Raw genomic sequence first — 16,626 nt, forward strand, 5'->3', positions numbered from 1 at the left:
GCTCCCCCTTCTCGCACCAGGCCCGTCACCCCTCGCGCGGGGTCACGGTGTCGTGCGATTCTTGACCATGGCCACGATCTTCTGCACCGCCACCAGCCTGGACGGGTACATCGCCGACGACGAGGAGAGCCTCTCCTGGCTGTTCGCGACCTCCGGTGACGCCGATCCCGCGGGCTACACGCCGACCGAGCCGGATCCCTCCCTACCCGATCTCCATTTCGACCGCTTCTACGCCGGCGTCGGATCGATCGTCTGCGGCATCAACACCTTCGAATGGGTCCGCCGCGACCTGACCAAGGACGGCACACCGTTCGTCTGGCCGTACACGGAGCCGAGCTGGATCGTCACCCACCGCGATCCCGCCCCTGTCGAGGGCGTCGAGTTCTTCTCCGGTGACGTGACCGACCTGCACCCACTCCTCGTAGACGCCGCCGACGGCAAGGACGTCTGGATAGTCGGGGGCGGTGACCTCGCCGGCCAGTTCGCCGACCACGGCCTACTGGACCAGGTGTGGGTCCACCAGTGCCCGGTCGTCCTCGGTTCCGGGCGCCCCCTGCTGCCCCGCCGACTCCGTCTCCACCGTCAGAAGATCGAGACCCACGGCCAGTTCACGGCGATGCTCTTCGACGTGGTGGGCCCCGAACCCCGCGTCTCGACCTAGCCGGGCATCACACGGGCCGCTCCTGGCGTCACACCTGGCCGCTCCCGGCGTCACACCTGGCCGCTCGTCCGCCGGCAGTGGCGGACACGCGGTCACGCGGTCACGCGGCTGCGCGGCTGCGCGGTCACGCGGCTGCGCGGTCACCAACTAGCTATTGCGTGTTCGAATGTGTGTGCGTATCATAGAACACAAGTTCGACTTGTTGTCAGTGGTACCAGCGCGCGGAGGTGGGGCATGAACGAGAGCGGCGGTGACTCTGTTGACGGCACCTCTGCTGACGGCACCTCTGCAGTCGATCCGTTGACCGGCCTGACCGCAGCGGCTCGTGCCGGATGGGCGGCGGAGAATCGTGCCTCCGCTCAACGACTGTCGGCCTGCTACGAACTACTGCGAGAGTGCGTGCGCCGCGACGAAGCCGGCGCCGGCCATGAATCGCGGCCCGGCCATTCGGTGGTCGACCCGTTCGACGTGGCCACCGGGTATGTGGTGGCGGCGATGGCCGTCTCCACGCTGCGCGCAGAATCCATGGTCTCCTTCGCCGCAGACCTGCACCAGCGCTACCCCGCGATCCTCGCAGCCCTGGCCGCGGGGCGGATGGACCAGCGGGCCGCGGAACTGCTGGCCCGCCAGATGGCCACCGTCGACCCCGAAGTCCTTCCGCTGGTGCAACAGGGAGTGGTCGACGACTACCTGGCCGCGTCGGAAGCCGGCGAACGCCTCGGAGCACAGGCGATACGCGATGCGGTGGACTCGATCATCGCTCGCTACGACGCCGACGGCATCCGCCGCCGCAAAGAGGACGCCAGTCGCGCTCGCGGCGTGCGCATCAACAAGGGTGCCGACGGCATGTCAACGCTGTCGGCCACCCTGGCCACCGAAGAAGCCGCCGTCCTGGCCGAAGCGATCGACCAACGCGCTGCCGAACACGCCGCCGCCGACGCCGACGCGGCCGCCGCACACGCCGCCGCAGCTGAGGCCGCCGGCGAGACGCCCCCGGACCTGGGCTGCCACTACTCCAAGGCCGAACGCCGCGCCGATGCCCTGTTGTCCCTGGTGTGCGGCGACAGCCTCCACCCCGGAAGCCCGGGCCAGCCGCCGGCGCCACTGCGGCCCAAGGTCACCGTCATCGCACCCGGCAACAGCGGTGACGGCGCCGGCGACGGCACCGGTGATGACTGTGGGGCGCAGGTGGAGTTCACCCGTACCGGCCAGGCCGCGCTGCAGGCACTGCTGGACATGCTGGTCACCAGCGACGGGGCCAGCTTCGAGAAGGTCGACCCCCGTGTCGGCGCGGCCGACGACGCCCGCCGCGCCCTGAAGTACCGGCCGAGCGCCGAGTTGGCCCGCCGCATCAGGCTGCGCGACGGCACCTGTCGCCATCCCGGCTGCGCCGTACCGGCCGATGACTGCGACATCGATCACGTCCGGCCCTTCGACCACGCCGACCCCGCACGGGGCGGGCCCACCGAAGAGTGCAACCTGATGTGTCTGTGTCGACGACATCACCGGTTCAAGACGTTCTCCGACTGGATCTACGACCTGCAACCCGATGGCAGCCTCACCGTCATCACGCCTGACGGGGCCACCATGATGACCCGACCATCCGGGCCGCTCGGGGCCTACCGCCGCGAACACGCCCGCAACGAATCCCGCGCCTGGGACAGACAACAACAGCGCAACCCGGACCCGACCACCACGAGCGGTGACACCCGCTCGGAGCCCACCTACTGGACCCGCCGTGCCAGCCGCCTGAACACCGAACGCGCCCGCACCACCGGCACCGCCACAGGCCCGGCCACCGGACCGGACGACACCCGACCCGCCGCTCACAGCCGCTGGTGGCAGCGCAACGCACCCGTCACCAGCAAAGTGGAGCTGGACGTCCGGGCCCTGCTCGACGACATCCTCGATCCGCCGCCCTTCTGACCCACTCTCCCGATCCACCCTCCCGTCCAGGGCGGGCCGGGAGCCCCGGTCAGACGAACCTGCGGCTGACCTTCTCTGGCAGCAGCGTCAGCAACGGGCCGATCGCCTTCCAGGGCTTGGCCGGGACGAGCGCACGGGTGGGCTCGGCGTCGATCGTCTTGACCAGGGCGTCGACCCCCTCGTCGAACTCGGTCATCAGCGACGTCTTGACCGACCGGTTGATGTCGGTGCGGATGTACCCGGGAAGGATGTCGGTGACCTTGATGCGGCTGCCGGAGCTGTCGAGCTCGGCGTGCAGACCCTGCGCCAGCGAGGAGACGAACGCCTTGGTGGCGCCGTAGGTGTTCTGGGCCTTGGGCATGCCACGCAGCGAGCTCACCGACGAGATGAATACCAGGTGTCCCTCACCCCGGGAGTGCATCAGCTCCATCGCGGCCTCGGCCTGGTTCAGCGTGCCCACCACGTTGACCATCGCGGTCTCCCGGTTGGCGTGCGCCTTGCCCGTACCGATGGACGCCCCCTTGCCCAGGCCGGCGTTGAGGACAAAGCGGTCGATCCCGCCGAGTTCCGCGTCGAGCTCACCGAAGACCCGCTCCACCGCGTCGCCGTCGGCCACGTCGAGCTCGCGGACCGCCACCGTGATCGACGGGTTGGCCGCCAGGAGCTCGGCGCGGAGTTCCTGGAGTCGCTCCAGACGACGGGCGCAGAGCGCCAGATCCTTGCCCTGCGCAGCCCAGCGACGGGCCATACCCTCGCCGAGACCCGCGCTGGCGCCGGTGATCAGGATCGTGTTGCGGTCGGTCACAGGTTCTCCTCCGTTGGCGATGGCCCCAGTGTGGCACGCGCCGGCTGGCACGACGGGCAGCGGTAGGCGATGCGATCGAGCGAATCGCTCGGCTCGTCCGGGTCGGCGAGACCACCCAGCCGGAACGTCTCCACCTCGGTCCCGCACCTGCGGCACGGCTTGCCGTCCCTCCCGTAGACCCACAACTCTCGCCCCCGTCGGGTATCACCGGTGGTCACGCGGACCGTGCGTTCGGCGTTGGCGACCAGCAGCCGACGGGCCAGCACGACCACGGCGCGCAGATCCGGCACCGCCCCGACCGGCTCGCGCGGGTCGAGGCCCCGCAGAAAGCACAGTTCGGCGCGGTACACGGTGCCGATGCCCGCGAGATTGCGTTGGTCCAACAAGGCCTCCCCGATCGTCCGGGACGGCCGCTCCCCGATCCGCCGCACCACCTCCGCGACGCTGGCGTCCGCGTCCCAGTCCTGACCCAACAGGTCGGGACCGAGGTGGTCGACCGCCCGGTCGGCCTCGGTCGGCCCCAGCGCGCGCAGCAGCCCCAGCTCGGTGCCCACCACCTCCACGTCGCCGGCGCGCAGGACCATCCGGACGGTGTGCGCGGGGAACCGCCACCGCTCCCCCGCGCGGTGGACGTGGATGCGGCCCTCCATCTTCAGGTGGATGTGCAGGGTGACGGGGTCTCGCCCCTCCGCGTCAGGGCCGACTACGACGAAGAGGTGCTTTCCCCGAGACCGGGCAGCCACCACTGTCCTGCCGCGCAGATCGACGGCCGCGAACCTGGGGACCCGGAGTTCGGTCCTGTCCAGGGTCCGCCCGCCCAGCGCCTGGTGGACCCGTGCGGCCGCCCTGTGGACGGAATCGCCTTCCGGCACCGTTGACTCCTCTGCGCTGACTATTCTGTCTGTGCTGACTACTCCGTCTGTGCTGACTACTCCGTCCGCCAGCCGAGTATGGGCACCATGGTGCCCTGAGTCGAACAGGGCTGTCGGGTCCACCCGGCAATCCAGTCCCACCCGGCCAACCTCACCAACCGAGTTCGTGGCAACCCGCGTGGTCGGCGGTCTCGATCTGCACGGTCGCGTGCTCGATGCCGTGGCCCTCGCGCAGGACACGTCGGGCCTCGTCGAGGATGTCGGAATGGGTCGCCCCGGGGCCGACCACGAGGTGGACGGTGCCCACGTCCATCCCTGAGGTCAGGGTCCACAGGTGCAGGTCGTGCACCTCCTCGACGCCGGTCAACGATGCGAGTTTGGACTCCACCTCTGCGGGGTCGACCCCGGCGGGCGCGTGCTGGGCGAGCACCGTGACGACCTGCCTGCCGAGCATCACCGCGCGGACGACGATGAACACGGCGATCGCCACTGCCACCACGAGGTCCCACACAGTCGAGTCAGTGGCCCGGATGAGCAGCGCGGCCGCGATCACCCCGACCGAACCGGCCGCGTCGGCGACGACCTCGAGGTACGCCCCCCGGACTGCGAGACTCTCAGAGGACCCGCTGCGCAGCAGGAGCAGTGAGATGACGTTGACGACCAGACCGAGCGCGCCGACGAGCAGCATGGTGCCGGTGGCGACGGGGGCATCTGACCCGAACCGGCTGATCGCCTCGACCAGGACGTACACGCCCATGCCGAGCATGATGAGCACCGCCAGGCCGGAGGCGAAGATCTCGACGCGGTAGTGGCCGAACGTGCGTCGGCCGGAGTGGTCCGGTCGCGACGCGACCATCGTCGCCAGCAGCGCCGCACCCAGCGCCACCACGTCGGCCGCCATGTGGCCCGCGTCGGAGAGCAGTGCGAGTGAACCGGAGATGAGGCCCGCGATCAGCTCGACCACGAAGAACATCGCGGTCAGGACAAACGCGCACGCCAGCCTGACCCGGTAACGCGCTCCGGCGTGACCGGCCGGTCGGGCGTGGGCGGGGCCGTGCGTGTGACCCCCGTGAGCGTGTCCTGCACCCATTCCAACCCCCCTTATATATGCATTGATGCGCATACTTTAACTCATGGGGAGGCGTGCCTCAACGCCGGATGCGCAACCCCTTGGGAGTGGCCCCGAATCCGGCGGTCTCGAAGGCAGCGGCGACGGGCGAGGTGTGGACGGGTTCGCCGGCAATGGTGGTGACGGTGAGCGGGCCGACGCCCCCGGATCGCACGACCGCGGCCAGCGCGGACGCCGCGAGCGGCACGGCCTCCGGGCGGTCGTCGAGCACGAGGACGGTCCGACCACCGCGTTCGACGAACAGAACGCACAACCCGTCGACGAGCACCACGAGCGCACCGGCCTTCCTGCCCGGACGGTGCCCGGTTCCGGCCTCTGCGGCTGGTGGCCAGGGCAGCGCTGCGCCGTACGGATTGGCCGGGTCGGTGGCGGCGAGGACCCGGACGACGGGCTCGTCGGTGCCGGAGGGCCAGTGGGCGTCGTCAGCGGTGTCGTCGTAGGCGCGGAGCCGGTCGATGGTGTTGCCGGCGGCGAACTGGGCGGCGCCGAGACCGTCGACGAAGTAGCCGCGGCGGCAACGCCCGGAGTCCTCCATCTGCGCCAGGACCTTGTAGACGGCGGCGAACCCGCCCGGGATCTCCTCCGACTCGACCGCGCCCCGGGTCACCACGCCGTGCCGCAGCAGCAGTGTCTCGGCCCAGGCGTGGGCCCGCAGGGTCGCGTCGGTGACCGGTTCCGGCACCAGCGACCAGCGCCCGGCCAGCACGGGCGGCGTCCGCGTGCCGGCGGCCATCGCCCCGTTCAACTGGGCCATGGAGGACCGGCCGAGGCGGGCCCGACGCGGGCGGGCCGACGATCGCGGTGAGCGGTGGGCGGTGCCCGAGCCCGATGATCCGCCGCCGGCCAGGACCGCGCGCAACGGGGCGAGCGTGTCGTTGGTGACCACGCCGTCCCACACCAGGTCCCAGAGGGCGTCGCGGACGGCGGCCTCGGTGACTACTACCTCAGCGACCACCGCCTCGGTGCCGGCGGGGGTCTCGCCTCCGGCCGCCTCCTTCACCCGCGCGACCACGTCGCGGAAGAACAGCGCCCCGCCGCGCAGCGAGTCGACCACGGCGAGGTGGACAGGCCCCTCCGGTTGCGGGCGATCGAGCGGGAGGGTCGCGCCGGCGGTCTCGGCCGGGTGCAGCGAGATCCAGCCGTCGCGGGACCCCGCCCGGCCGCGCCCGCTCCAGATCACCTCTCCCCCGGCGAGCAACTCGTCGAGCATCGCCGGGGAGTAGTCACGCACTCGGGGTGCCAGGACGAGTGGTTCGAGTGCGGAGGCCGGCAACGCCAGGCCGTCGAGCTGTTCGATCACGGCGAGGACGCCGTCCACTCCCGACTCGGCGCCGGATCCGGAGCCGGAGCCCAGGTTCTGCCAGGCGGGCAGGAACCGGGCCAGGGCGGTGTGCGAGACCGGTTCGATCTGGCTGCGCAGCGCCGCGAGGGAACGCCGGCGGATGTGGCGCAACACCTCGGCATCGCACCACTCGGGGCCCGAGGCGCCCGGGCGGAACTCGCCGGCCAGCAGCGTCCCGGCCGAGGTCAGACGAGCGAGCACCCCCCGGGCCACGGCCACGCCCAGACCGAAGCGTCCCGCGAGGGCATCCACTGTGAACGGCCCGTGGGTGCGGGCGTAGCGCCGGATCAGCTCGCCGAGTGGGTCGTCGACGTCGCCGAGGAAGGCCGAGGAGACTCCGGGCGGCGGCGGCACCCCCAGCCCGTCCCGGAGCCTGGGCACGTCCTCGACCCCGGCCCACCAGGTCCGGCCGGCGTGCTCGACGGTGACCACCCGGAACGACTGCGCCAGTGTCGCCAACCAGTCCGGTACTGCCTCCGGCTCCGTCGAGCGCTCGGCGACCTCCTCGACCGTCAGCGGGCCGAGCAGGCGCAGCAGGTCGGCCACGGCCTCGGCGTCACGGGCCGCGCGCTCGGGTTCGAGGTGCTGGAGCCGACGTTCGATCGAGTCCAACACCTCGACGTCGAGGAGTTCTCGCAGCTCCACGCGACCCAGGAGTTGACCGAGCAGGGAGGGGTCGATCGCCAGCGCGGCGGCGCGCTTCTCGGCAAGCGGCGAGTCGCCCTCGTAGAGGAAGGCACCGACGTAGTCGAAGAGCAGGGACTGGGCGAACGGCGACGCACGCGGTGTGTCCACTTCCACGATCCGGACCGTCCGCGACTCGATCTCGCCCAGCAGCCGTTCGAGCGCCGGGACGTCGTACACGTCCTGCAGGCACTCCCGCACCGCCTCGAGGATCATGGGGAAATCCGGGTAGCGGCGAGCCACGTCGAGCAACTGCGCCGACTTCTGCCGCTGCTGCCACAGTGGGGCCCGCCGTCCCGGGTCCAGCCGTGGGAAGAGCAGAGCCCGCGCCGAGCACTCCCGGAATCTGGAGGCGAACAGCGCGGATCCGCCCACGTGTGTGGTGACCAGGTCCACGGCCTCCTCGGCGCTGAGGGCGAACGTCTCGGCTCCCGGGCGGGCGCCCACCTCGCCGTCGTCGATCGTGTCCGGGACCCGCAGGATGATGCCGTCGTCGGACACCACCGGGACCGCGTCGAACCCGTGCGCGGCGGCGAGCCGCGCGCGGACCGCCTCCGCCCACGGCCAGTGCACGCGGGCGCCGAACGGCGAGTGGAGGACGACGCGCCAGTCCCCCACCTCGTCGCGGAACCGCTCCACCACCAGGGTCGTGTCGCTGGGGAGGTGCCCCGTGGCCTCCCGCTGCTCGGCCAGGTAGCGACGCAGGTTGACCACCGCGTTGACGTCGAGTCCGGCGGCGGCGAGGCGGGGGCCCACCTCGTCGTCGGACCCGTGTCCCACCTCGCGCAGGAACCCGCCCAGGGCGCGACCCAGTTCGGCGGGTCGTCCCTGGTCGTCACCGAGCCAGAACGGTAGCCGTCCCGTCCCGCCGGGCGCGGGCGTGACCAGCACCCGGTCGTGGGTGATCTCCTCGACCCGCCAACTCGACGCACCGAGGGCGAACACGTCGCCGACCCTGGACTCGTAGACCATCTCCTCGTCGAGCTCGCCCACCCGGGTCGCCTTCTCCCCCACCATGAACACGCCGAACAGGCCGCGGTCGGGGATGGTGCCGCCCGAGGTGACGGCGAGGCGTTGCGCGCCCGGGCGGCCCGTCAGGGTCCCGGCGTCGCGGTCCCACACGAGCCGCGGCCTGAGTTCGGCGAAGTCCGCCGACGGGTACTTGCCCGCCAACATGTCGAGCGTCGCCTCGAACGCCGACCGCGGCAGACCGACGAACGGGGCGGTCCGGCGTACGGCGGCGAACCAGTCCTCCACGTCGATCGGCTCGAGGGCGCACGCGGCCACCGTCTGCTGCGCGAGGACGTCCAACGGGTTGGTGATGACCGCCATCGACTCGATCGCGCCGTCGATCATCCGCTCCACGGTCACCGCGCTGTGGAGGAGGTCGGCGCGGTGCTTGGGGAACACCGCCGCGCGGGAGACCTCGCCGACCTGGTGTCCGGCACGGCCGACACGCTGGAGCCCCGAGGCCACCGACGGGGGCGACTCGACCTGCACCACCAGGTCCACCGCGCCCATGTCGATCCCCAGTTCGAGCGACGAGGTGGCCACCACCGCGCGCAGGCGTCCCGACTTGAGGGCGTCCTCGATGAGCGCCCGTCGCTCCTTGGACACAGACCCGTGGTGGGCCATCGCCAGCTCCGCCGGGGCGCCGCGCGAGACCTCGGACGGCACCATGATCTGCGCGGGTGGGCGGGCCGGCGCGGGAGGCAGAGACCCCGGATCGGTGTCCTCCGCGTAGATCTCGTTGAGCCGCGCGGTCAGCCGCTCGGCCAGGCGCCGGGAGTTGACGAAGACGATCGTGGAGCGGTGCGCCGTGATCAGGTCCACCACCTGCCGCTCGACGTGCGGCCAGATGGACCCCTCACCCGGAGTGCCGGGCGGCGCCGTGACGTCCGAGCCGGCCGAGGACAGGTCCGCCATGTCCTCCACGGGAACCCGGACCGTGAGCTCGAAGCGTTTGTCGGATCCGGGCGCCACCACGGTGACCGGTCGCTCGCCGGCGAGGAAGCGGGCCACCTCCGAATGCGGCCGGACGGTGGCGGACAGACCCACCCGCTGGGCGGGGGTGTCCAGCAGGTCGTCCAGACGCTCGAGGCTCAGGGCGAGATGAGCGCCGCGCTTGCTGGCGGCCACCGCGTGGATCTCGTCGATGATCACCGTGTCGACCGTGGCCAGTGACTCTCGCGCGGCGGAGGTGAGCAGCAGGAAGAGCGACTCGGGCGTGGTGACCAGCACGTGTGGTGGCCTGGAGCGCTGGCGGCGGCGCTCGTCCGTCGGGGTGTCGCCGGTGCGGATCCCCACGGTCACGTCCGCGGTCCCCACCCCGAGGGCCGCGGCCTCCCGCGCGATCCCGGCGAGCGGCGCCCGGAGGTTGCGCTCGACGTCCACGGCCAGCGCCTTGAGGGGTGAGATGTAGAGGACGCGGGTGCCGGGCGAGGGCTCGCCCGCGCCGTCGCCACCGCCACCGCCACCGCCACCGCCGCCCAGCATCAGCCGGTCGATCGAGGCGAGGAACGCCGACAGGGTCTTTCCCGAACCGGTGGGGGCGACGACCAGGGTGTGGGCGCCGCTCGCGAGGGACCCCCACGCCCCCTCCTGCGCGGGGGTGGGCCGGTCGAATGCCCCACGGAACCACGAGGCTGTGGCCGGGTGGAACCGCTCCAGTGCGTCGGACATGAACTCATGATGTCGCACACCTCCGACATGGTTCCGAACCACGCCCCGCCTCCGTAGAGTGTCGGCATGCGCAAGACTGTGAGCATGCACAGCGACAGCATGCGCGACCTCGACGACGACGACCTGGCCTACTACCTCGCCACCGGGATCGGCGACATCGTCAAGGGCACGCGCGCCGGGGGGCTGCTCCGCGGACGCTCGCTCGCCCGTGTGGCCAACGAGGTCGCGCAGAACTGGACCGACGAGGTGCTGGCCGTGCACCGTCCGGACGACGGCACCCTCTCCGAGGGGGTCTCCGACGATCTCAGTCGGCTCGAGAAGTCCCGCGTGTGGATCATCGACGTCATCGACGGCACCAAGGAGTTCTCCACGGGCCGCTCGGACTGGTCGGTCCACGTGGCGCTCGTCGTCGACGGCCACCCCACCGTCGCCTCCGTCGGGCTCCCCGACTCGGGACGCGTCTTCCGTTCGGACCAGGTCGACCACGTGGACGGCCCCCATTCGGGGACCATGGTCATCAGCCGCAACAACCCGCCGCCCGGGTCGCGACAGGTGGCGGACGCCGTGGGTCTGGAGGTACGGCCCATGGGCTCTGCCGGCGCCAAGATGCTCTCGGTCCTGCTCGGCGACGCGGACGTCTACCTCCACGCCGGGGGGCAGGACGAGTGGGACCAGGCCGCGCCGGTGGGCGTCGCCCTGGCCGCGGGGTTGCACGCCTCCCGCCTCGACGGCTCACCGATCGTGTTCAACAAGCCCGACACCCACTCCCCGGACGTCCTGATCTGCCGCCCCGAGTTCACCGAGAAGATCCTGGCCGCGCAGGCCGCACAGGCGACTCGAACGTAGACTGCCGGGCATGACCGTCCCCACCCCGTACGAGGACCTCCTCCGACTCGTCCTGGAACAGGGCACCCCCAAGTCCGACCGCACGGGAACGGGCACGCAGAGCCTGTTCGGCCACCAGCTGCGCTATGACCTGGCGGCGGGATTCCCGCTGATCACCACCAAGCGCGTCCACTTCAAGTCGGTGGCCTACGAACTGCTGTGGTTCCTGCGCGGCGACTCCAACGTGGGCTGGTTGCGCGAGAACGGCGTGAGCATCTGGGACGAGTGGGCTGACGAGCGCGGCGAGCTCGGACCCGTCTACGGCGTGCAGTGGCGGTCCTGGCCCACCCCCGACGGCCGGCACGTGGACCAGATCGCGAACGCCGTGGACCTGCTGCGCACCGACCCCGATTCGCGGCGCAACATCGTCTCGGCGTGGAACGTGGGCGAGTTGACGGACATGGCCCTGCCGCCCTGCCACCTGCTGTTCCAGTTCTACGTGGCCGACGGCAAGCTGAGCTGCCAGCTCTACCAGCGCAGCGCCGACCTCTTCCTGGGGGTGCCGTTCAACATCGCCTCCTACTCGCTGCTCACCCACATGGTGGCGCAGCAGGTCGGGCTGGAGGTGGGTGAGTTCGTCTGGACCGGCGGCGACTGCCATATCTACGACAACCACGTCGAGCAGGTCCGGACGCAGCTCTCCCGCGAGGCCTATCCCTACCCCGAGCTGCGCCTGCGCCGCGCGGACTCGGTCTTCGACTACCGCTTCGAGGACTTCGACGTGGTCGGATACGAGCATCACCCGGGCATCAAGGCCCCGGTCGCGGTCTGAGCCGGGAGACGACGACCGTGCCGGTCCGGATGGTGTGGGCGCAGGCCCGCGGCGGGGTGATCGGCGACGGTCGTGACATGCCCTGGCACATCCCCGAGGACCTGGCGTACTTCAAGCAGGCCACCACCGGGCGCCCCGTCGTGATGGGCCGGGCCACCTGGGACTCGATCCCCGCCCGCTTCCGGCCCCTGCCCGGTCGCCGCAACATCGTGTGCACCCGGGACGCAGGGTGGTCGGCCGAGGGCGCCGAGCGTGCGGCGTCGGTGGAGGGCGCGCTGGAGTCGGCCGGTCCGGACGCCGCGGTGATGGGCGGCGGGCAGATCTACGCCGCCGCGCTCGGCGCCGCGGACGAGTGTCTGGTCACCGAGATCGATGCGGACGCCCCCGGGACCGTCCTGGCGCCGGGGTTGGACGAGGCGTGGGAGCGGGTCGAGGTGGGCGAGTGGATCACCGATCCACGGAGCCGCGTCGACGGGTACGACGACGAGGTGCGGCACCGGCACACCGTGTGGCGACGCCGGCGAACCTCCTAGAACCACTTCCAGGTCTTGGGGATCTTCTCCCCCGCGGCCAGGATCTTGATCTTGACGCCGGCCATGAACCCGTTGATCTCGATGTCCAGGTGCGGGCCGCCGCGGACGTCGTAGCGTCCCTCGTCGATCTTGAGCTCGGACCACGTCCGGTTGCCGGTCACCGCCACGGAGACCCCCGGCGGGAGCAGGATCTTGGCGTTGGCGCCCCAGAGGTCCAGCTGGAGGTGGGTGCGCGGGCGATCGACCACGGCCTCGCGGGCATCCAGGTAGATCTCGCCCATCCAGGACGTCAGCCGGTAGTCGTCCGGCAGGGACCAGCGACCCTCCCGCTTGAGCGTGTCGAAGACCGAGGTCTTCTTCTGGCTCTCGTCGACGGTGATCGCCCCGGTCGACCGGATGGCCGGCGGCTGTGCCGAGGTCGGGCGAGGCGCCGAGGCGAGCCCGATCGGCAACCCGCTCAGGGCCACCTCGAGTTCTGCGGGGCAGGTCGCGGACCAGATCTTCGCGGCCCGGTCCGAGAACTCGGCGAGGGACAGCTCGCCCCGTCCGACCATCGCCTCCAGTCTCTGCTGGGCGAGGGCCCGCGGGTCGGTGTTCGGCTCCTGGGTCATGTCCCCAGGTTACTCAGCGGGTGAGATCCTTCATCATCGACCGCATCTGTGCGGACAACTCGTCGGCCATGTCCTGGAGACCGCCCGATATGACCTGCGCCAGCAGCGCGGGGTTCTGCGCCTCGATGACGCAGCCCCCGGACGACTCGCGGACCACCACGTTGCAGGGCAGCAGCAGCGCGACCTCCTTGCTCACGTCGAACGCATCACCGGCGAACCCGGGATTGCAGGCCCCCAGGATCAGGACGCGCTCGATGTCCTTGTCGATCTTCGTCTTGAGCGTCGCGGTGAGATCGATCTCGTGGAGGATCCCGAAACCCCGGTCGGCGAGCGCCTGGCGGGTCGCCTCCACTGCTTCATCGAATTCCATCGCCGTATACGTACCGATTCCGACGTCCATGTCGTCGTCCTCCGTGTCTCGTCAGGTGTTGACTGGGCCCAGCATCCCACGCCCGCGGCCGGTGGTCAGGCGAGCGAGAGGAAGAGCTTCTCCAACTCCGCGACAGTGATGCCGTCCTCGCCGGTCTCGCCGTCACTGGCCAGGCACTCCTGGATGTTGGTGCTGATGATCTTGAAGCCGGCCCGGTCCAGTGCCTTGGAGACCGCCGCCAACTGCGTGACGACCTCCTTGCACGGGCGCTCCTGCTCGACCATGTCGATCACCGCGTTGAGTTGTCCTCGCGCACGGCGCAGTCGGTTGAGAACCTGCGTCCTCGCCTCGTCGTCAGCCATCTCGGGCCCTCCTGCTCTCCGCCTGTGCGGGTGTCGATCCAGAACTTCAGTGTACCCGTGGGGGTATCTGTGTCCAGTCGGGAAATGACGTGGGCCCCGGTCCACCCCTCTCGAGGAGGACCGGGGCCCAAGGTTGTTGCGGTCGTGGCAGCTGCGGTCGACTCAGCAGAGCCGGTCGACTCAGTCGTCGTGGACGATGATCCCGCGGACCATCCCCTCGCCGCCGGCCTCCATGATCTCGTAGCCCTCGTTGACCTGGTCGAGCGTGAATCGGTGCGTGATCAGCTCGTCGAGCTTCAGCTGCTTCTCGTCCCACAGCCGCAGGATGTTGGGGATGTCGTGGAACGCGTTGGCCGAACCGAACAACGACCCCTTGATGACCTTCTCGTACTGCGAGACGAACAGTCCGGTGAGGGTGATGGACTGGTTGTCGAGCCCGCCCATGGACGTGAGGACCACGACCCCGCGCTTGCCCACCATGTCGGTGGCGTCGGCGGTGACCTTGGCATCGGCCACGCCGATCGTGATGATGGCCTTCTCCGCCATGTTGCCCCAGGTCAGGCCCGGCAGCTCGGCCTTGGCCTGCTCGACGTCCGAGTAGACGTGCGTGGCGCCGAACTCCTTGGCCTTGGCCAGCTTCGACTCGTCCGTGTCGATGGCCAGGATGAATCGTGCTCCGGCGTGCTTGGCTCCCTGGACCGCGTTGATCCCGATACCGCCGATGCCGAACACCACCACGGTGTCACCGGCCCGGACGTCGGCGGAATAGACGGCCGAGCCCCAGCCGGTGGTGACGCCGCAGCCCACGAGTGCCGCGACCTCGAACGGGATCCAGTCCTGGATCTTGACCACCGAGTTCATGTTGGCGACCGTGTACTGCGAGAAGGTGCCGAGGGTGCACATGGCACCGGCGGTCTCTCCGTTGGCCAGGGCGAACGGGTAGCGGCCGTCGGCCATCTCGCCGATCGTGCCGTTGAGCCCGCCGTCGCAGAGGTTGGTCATGCCGCGCGCGCACGCGGAGCACTTGCCACAGGCCGGGATGAACGAGCCCACCACGTGGTCGCCGGGCTGGACGTGGGTGACTCCCACGCCGACGGCCTCGACCACGCCCGCGCCCTCGTGCCCGCCGACGATCGGAAGACGTCCGGGCAGGTCACCGCTGGTGATGTGCAGGTCGGAGTGGCACAGGCCGGCGACCTTCCACTTGACGAGCACCTCGCCGAAGTTGGGGCCGTCGAGCTCGGCCTCGACGATCTCGAACGGCTTGCCCAACTCTCGGGCGATGGCGGCCTTGGTCTTCATGCGACTCCCTCCGGGCGCGACGGGCGGAGCCCCGTCACTAGAACGTGTTCTCGTCACGTTATCCGGATTGTTGCACGGGGTGTCGCAATTCCGGGAAGCTACTCGGTTCGCCGAGCGTCGTTCCCGTGCGGGTCCCGGATCAGGACTGGGCGTCGCCCTGCTGGGCCTGCGCCTCTTCGACGGCCTTGCGGACCTCGTCCATGTCGAGCCCCTTGATCTGCTCGACCAGGTCGTCGAGCGCCTGCTCCGGGATCGCACCGGAGTGGCGGAACACGGCGATGCCCTCACGGAACGCCATGAGTGTGGGGATCGACTGGATCTGCAGCATCGCACCGAGCTGCTGCTCGGCATCGGTGTCGACCTTGGCGAAGGTCAGCTCGGGGTTCTTGCCGGAGACCTTCTCGAAGACCGGCCCGAACGCCTTGCAGGGTCCGCACCACTCGGCCCAGAAGTCCACCAGGACGATGTTGTTCTCCGTGACGGTCTTCTCGAAATCGGCGGTCGTGATGTCGACGGTGGTCATACGAATGCCCTCCTTGCGCAACGGGGCGACTCTCGTCCCGTCCTCTGTCGTCGCCAGCCTACGGACAGCCCGCGCCGGCGACGACCTTCTGCGACACACGATACCCATGCGGGTATGTGAGTCCGTGCAGACAGGGACAACGCCGCCCGAACGGGGTTATTCCCGCCCCTCCCCCGTGCGGGGCGGGGAACCCATGATCTCCGCCAGGAACCACTCGAGTTGGTCCAGGAACACCGCGTTGTCGTCACCCGCCACCATGTGGCCCGCGTCGGCGACCTCGTAGGTGTACGCGTGCGGGAGGTGTTCGAGCAGGTGGGCCACCGAGTCGTCACTGACGATGTCGGATCGCGAGCCCCGGATGAGCATGGTCGGCTCGGTCACGTGGGGCACGATCCCCTCGAAGTAGTCGTTCCCGATCTCGGCGTTGTCCCCTGTGGCGCCGGCGACGAAGCGAGGGTCCCAGTGCCAGTACCACCGGCCGTCGTTCTTCTGCCGGAGATTCTTGCGCAGCCCGTCGAGGTTCGCCGGGCGCTGACGATCCGGCTGATAGGCGGCGATCGCGTCCGCGGCCTCCCCGAGGTCAGCGAACCCGTCGAGCCCCGACCGCATGAACTCCCCGATCCGCTGGACGCCCTTCGACTCGATCTTCGGCGTCACGTCCACCAGCACCAACGCCCGGGCGACGGGCTTGGCCGTCCCCAACGCCAACAGCCCGGTCAACCCGCCGAGCGAGGCCCCCACGAGCACCGGTAGCCGACCGACGAAGCGGGAGGCGACGATCAGCTCGAGATCGTCGACCATGCGGTGGATGTCGTAGTCCCCGTCGTGCGCCCAGTCGCTGTCCCCGTGGCCGCGGGCGTCCATCGTGGTGACCCGGTATCCCTCCATCGCGAGGCGCTGGGCGGCGCGGTTCCACGAGTTCCGGGTCTGCGCCCCGCCGTGCAGCATGAGGATCTCGTCGACCGGATCCGCCCCGCCGTACGGCTCCCACACATCGCCCGCGAGCATCCCGGACGCACCCGCGAGCGTGAACGGCCGGGGCTCGACCGGGCGGGTTTCGGCACTGTTGGGTTCGGCACTGTTGGTTTCGGCACTGTGGGTCTCGGTCTCGCTGCTCGTCATGGTGACCCTTCCGCCCGCACTCCCACCGCTGCGGTGGAACGTGTT

The 16,626-nt window shown here is 70.3% G+C and carries 15 protein-coding genes; 5 read left to right on the plus strand and 10 right to left on the minus strand.

What is annotated here, in order from left to right; translation table 11 throughout:
- Nucleotides 1–52: 52 nt before the first annotated feature.
- Together A6048_RS12200 and A6048_RS12205 are read left to right on the plus strand one after the other, a co-directional pair.
- Complete coding sequence (locus tag A6048_RS12200) at nt 53–661, plus strand: dihydrofolate reductase family protein (protein WP_235027290.1); 609 nt, start codon at nt 53–55, stop codon at nt 659–661.
- Nucleotides 662–895: 234 nt separating this feature from the next.
- Nucleotides 896–2,587 (plus strand): HNH endonuclease signature motif containing protein, encoded by a 1,692-nt coding sequence (locus tag A6048_RS12205; protein ID WP_107746391.1) that lies wholly within the window; start codon nt 896–898, stop codon nt 2,585–2,587.
- Between the two features lie 49 nt (nt 2,588–2,636).
- Here A6048_RS12205 and A6048_RS12210 read toward each other — a convergent pair whose 3' ends face one another.
- From A6048_RS12210 to A6048_RS12225, 4 genes are all read right to left on the minus strand, one after another.
- Entirely contained in the window at nt 2,637–3,392 is a 756-nt protein-coding gene (locus A6048_RS12210) for an SDR family oxidoreductase (RefSeq protein ID WP_107746389.1), read from the minus strand.
- Nucleotides 3,389–4,264 (minus strand): DNA-formamidopyrimidine glycosylase family protein, encoded by an 876-nt coding sequence (locus A6048_RS12215; RefSeq protein WP_107746387.1) that lies wholly within the window; start codon nt 4,262–4,264, stop codon nt 3,389–3,391. Before A6048_RS12215 ends, A6048_RS12210 begins: the two co-directional genes overlap by 4 nt.
- A gap of 151 nt (nt 4,265–4,415) precedes the next feature.
- On the minus strand, nt 4,416–5,387 hold the full coding sequence (locus tag A6048_RS12220; RefSeq protein ID WP_327494072.1) for a cation diffusion facilitator family transporter: 972 nt from the start codon (nt 5,385–5,387) through the stop codon (nt 4,416–4,418).
- Nucleotides 5,388–5,412: 25 nt separating this feature from the next.
- Nucleotides 5,413–10,101: an ATP-dependent helicase gene (locus A6048_RS12225; RefSeq protein WP_107746382.1), complete on the minus strand. Its 4,689-nt coding sequence runs from the start codon at nt 10,099–10,101 to the stop codon at nt 5,413–5,415.
- Nucleotides 10,102–10,167: 66 nt separating this feature from the next.
- Here A6048_RS12225 and A6048_RS12230 point away from each other — a divergent pair, with 66 nt between their 5' ends.
- Genes A6048_RS12230 through A6048_RS12240 form a run of 3 tightly spaced genes read left to right on the plus strand, consistent with a single transcriptional unit; the run spans nt 10,168 to nt 12,291 of the window.
- Entirely contained in the window at nt 10,168–10,947 is a 780-nt protein-coding gene (locus A6048_RS12230; RefSeq protein ID WP_372450572.1) for an inositol monophosphatase family protein, read from the plus strand.
- A gap of 10 nt (nt 10,948–10,957) precedes the next feature.
- On the plus strand, nt 10,958–11,758 hold the full coding sequence (locus A6048_RS12235; protein WP_107746380.1) for a thymidylate synthase: 801 nt from the start codon (nt 10,958–10,960) through the stop codon (nt 11,756–11,758).
- 17 nt (nt 11,759–11,775) lie between these two features.
- Complete coding sequence (locus A6048_RS12240; protein ID WP_280523810.1) at nt 11,776–12,291, plus strand: dihydrofolate reductase; 516 nt, start codon at nt 11,776–11,778, stop codon at nt 12,289–12,291.
- Here the strand turns inward: A6048_RS12240 and A6048_RS12245 are convergent.
- From A6048_RS12245 to A6048_RS12270, 6 genes are all read right to left on the minus strand, one after another.
- On the minus strand, nt 12,288–12,902 hold the full coding sequence (locus A6048_RS12245) for a DUF1707 SHOCT-like domain-containing protein (RefSeq protein WP_107746378.1): 615 nt from the start codon (nt 12,900–12,902) through the stop codon (nt 12,288–12,290). The genes A6048_RS12240 and A6048_RS12245 overlap by 4 nt on opposite strands.
- A 13-nt stretch (nt 12,903–12,915) precedes the next feature.
- Nucleotides 12,916–13,302 (minus strand): DUF302 domain-containing protein, encoded by a 387-nt coding sequence (locus tag A6048_RS12250; protein WP_107746376.1) that lies wholly within the window; start codon nt 13,300–13,302, stop codon nt 12,916–12,918.
- 65 nt (nt 13,303–13,367) lie between these two features.
- A complete protein-coding gene (locus A6048_RS12255) occupies nt 13,368–13,634 on the minus strand; it encodes a metal-sensitive transcriptional regulator (protein ID WP_107746374.1) in 267 nt (88 codons plus the stop codon).
- A 180-nt stretch (nt 13,635–13,814) separates the two neighbouring features.
- Nucleotides 13,815–14,936, minus strand: a complete 1,122-nt coding sequence (locus tag A6048_RS12260) for an NDMA-dependent alcohol dehydrogenase (RefSeq protein WP_107746371.1) — start codon at nt 14,934–14,936, stop codon at nt 13,815–13,817.
- A gap of 139 nt (nt 14,937–15,075) precedes the next feature.
- Nucleotides 15,076–15,459, minus strand: a complete 384-nt coding sequence (trxA, locus tag A6048_RS12265) for a thioredoxin (RefSeq protein WP_107746369.1) — start codon at nt 15,457–15,459, stop codon at nt 15,076–15,078.
- Nucleotides 15,460–15,615: 156 nt separating this feature from the next.
- Complete coding sequence (locus A6048_RS12270; protein ID WP_107746660.1) at nt 15,616–16,581, minus strand: alpha/beta fold hydrolase; 966 nt, start codon at nt 16,579–16,581, stop codon at nt 15,616–15,618.
- Nucleotides 16,582–16,626 lie beyond the last annotated feature (45 nt).

Source organism: Dietzia psychralcaliphila (genome assembly GCF_003096095.1).
In the GTDB taxonomy this organism is placed as follows: Bacteria; Actinomycetota; Actinomycetes; order Mycobacteriales; family Mycobacteriaceae; genus Dietzia; species Dietzia psychralcaliphila.

Excerpts from the sequence above, each read along its gene's own strand:
- A6048_RS12230 (WP_372450572.1), top strand. The coding sequence starts at position 10,168 with ATGCGCAAGACTGTGAGCATGCACAGCGACAGCATGCGCGACCTCGAC.
- A6048_RS12255 (WP_107746374.1), bottom strand. The coding sequence starts at position 13,634 with ATGGCTGACGACGAGGCGAGGACGCAGGTTCTCAACCGACTGCGCCGT.
- A6048_RS12205 (WP_107746391.1), top strand. The coding sequence starts at position 896 with ATGAACGAGAGCGGCGGTGACTCTGTTGACGGCACCTCTGCTGACGGC.
- A6048_RS12270 (WP_107746660.1), bottom strand. The coding sequence starts at position 16,581 with ATGACGAGCAGCGAGACCGAGACCCACAGTGCCGAAACCAACAGTGCC.
- A6048_RS12250 (WP_107746376.1), bottom strand. The coding sequence starts at position 13,302 with ATGGACGTCGGAATCGGTACGTATACGGCGATGGAATTCGATGAAGCA.
- A6048_RS12245 (WP_107746378.1), bottom strand. The coding sequence starts at position 12,902 with ATGACCCAGGAGCCGAACACCGACCCGCGGGCCCTCGCCCAGCAGAGA.
- A6048_RS12260 (WP_107746371.1), bottom strand. The coding sequence starts at position 14,936 with ATGAAGACCAAGGCCGCCATCGCCCGAGAGTTGGGCAAGCCGTTCGAG.
- A6048_RS12235 (WP_107746380.1), top strand. The coding sequence starts at position 10,958 with ATGACCGTCCCCACCCCGTACGAGGACCTCCTCCGACTCGTCCTGGAA.
- A6048_RS12220 (WP_327494072.1), bottom strand. The coding sequence starts at position 5,387 with ATGCGCATCAATGCATATATAAGGGGGGTTGGAATGGGTGCAGGACAC.
- A6048_RS12225 (WP_107746382.1), bottom strand. The coding sequence starts at position 10,101 with ATGTCCGACGCACTGGAGCGGTTCCACCCGGCCACAGCCTCGTGGTTC.
- trxA (WP_107746369.1), bottom strand. The coding sequence starts at position 15,459 with ATGACCACCGTCGACATCACGACCGCCGATTTCGAGAAGACCGTCACG.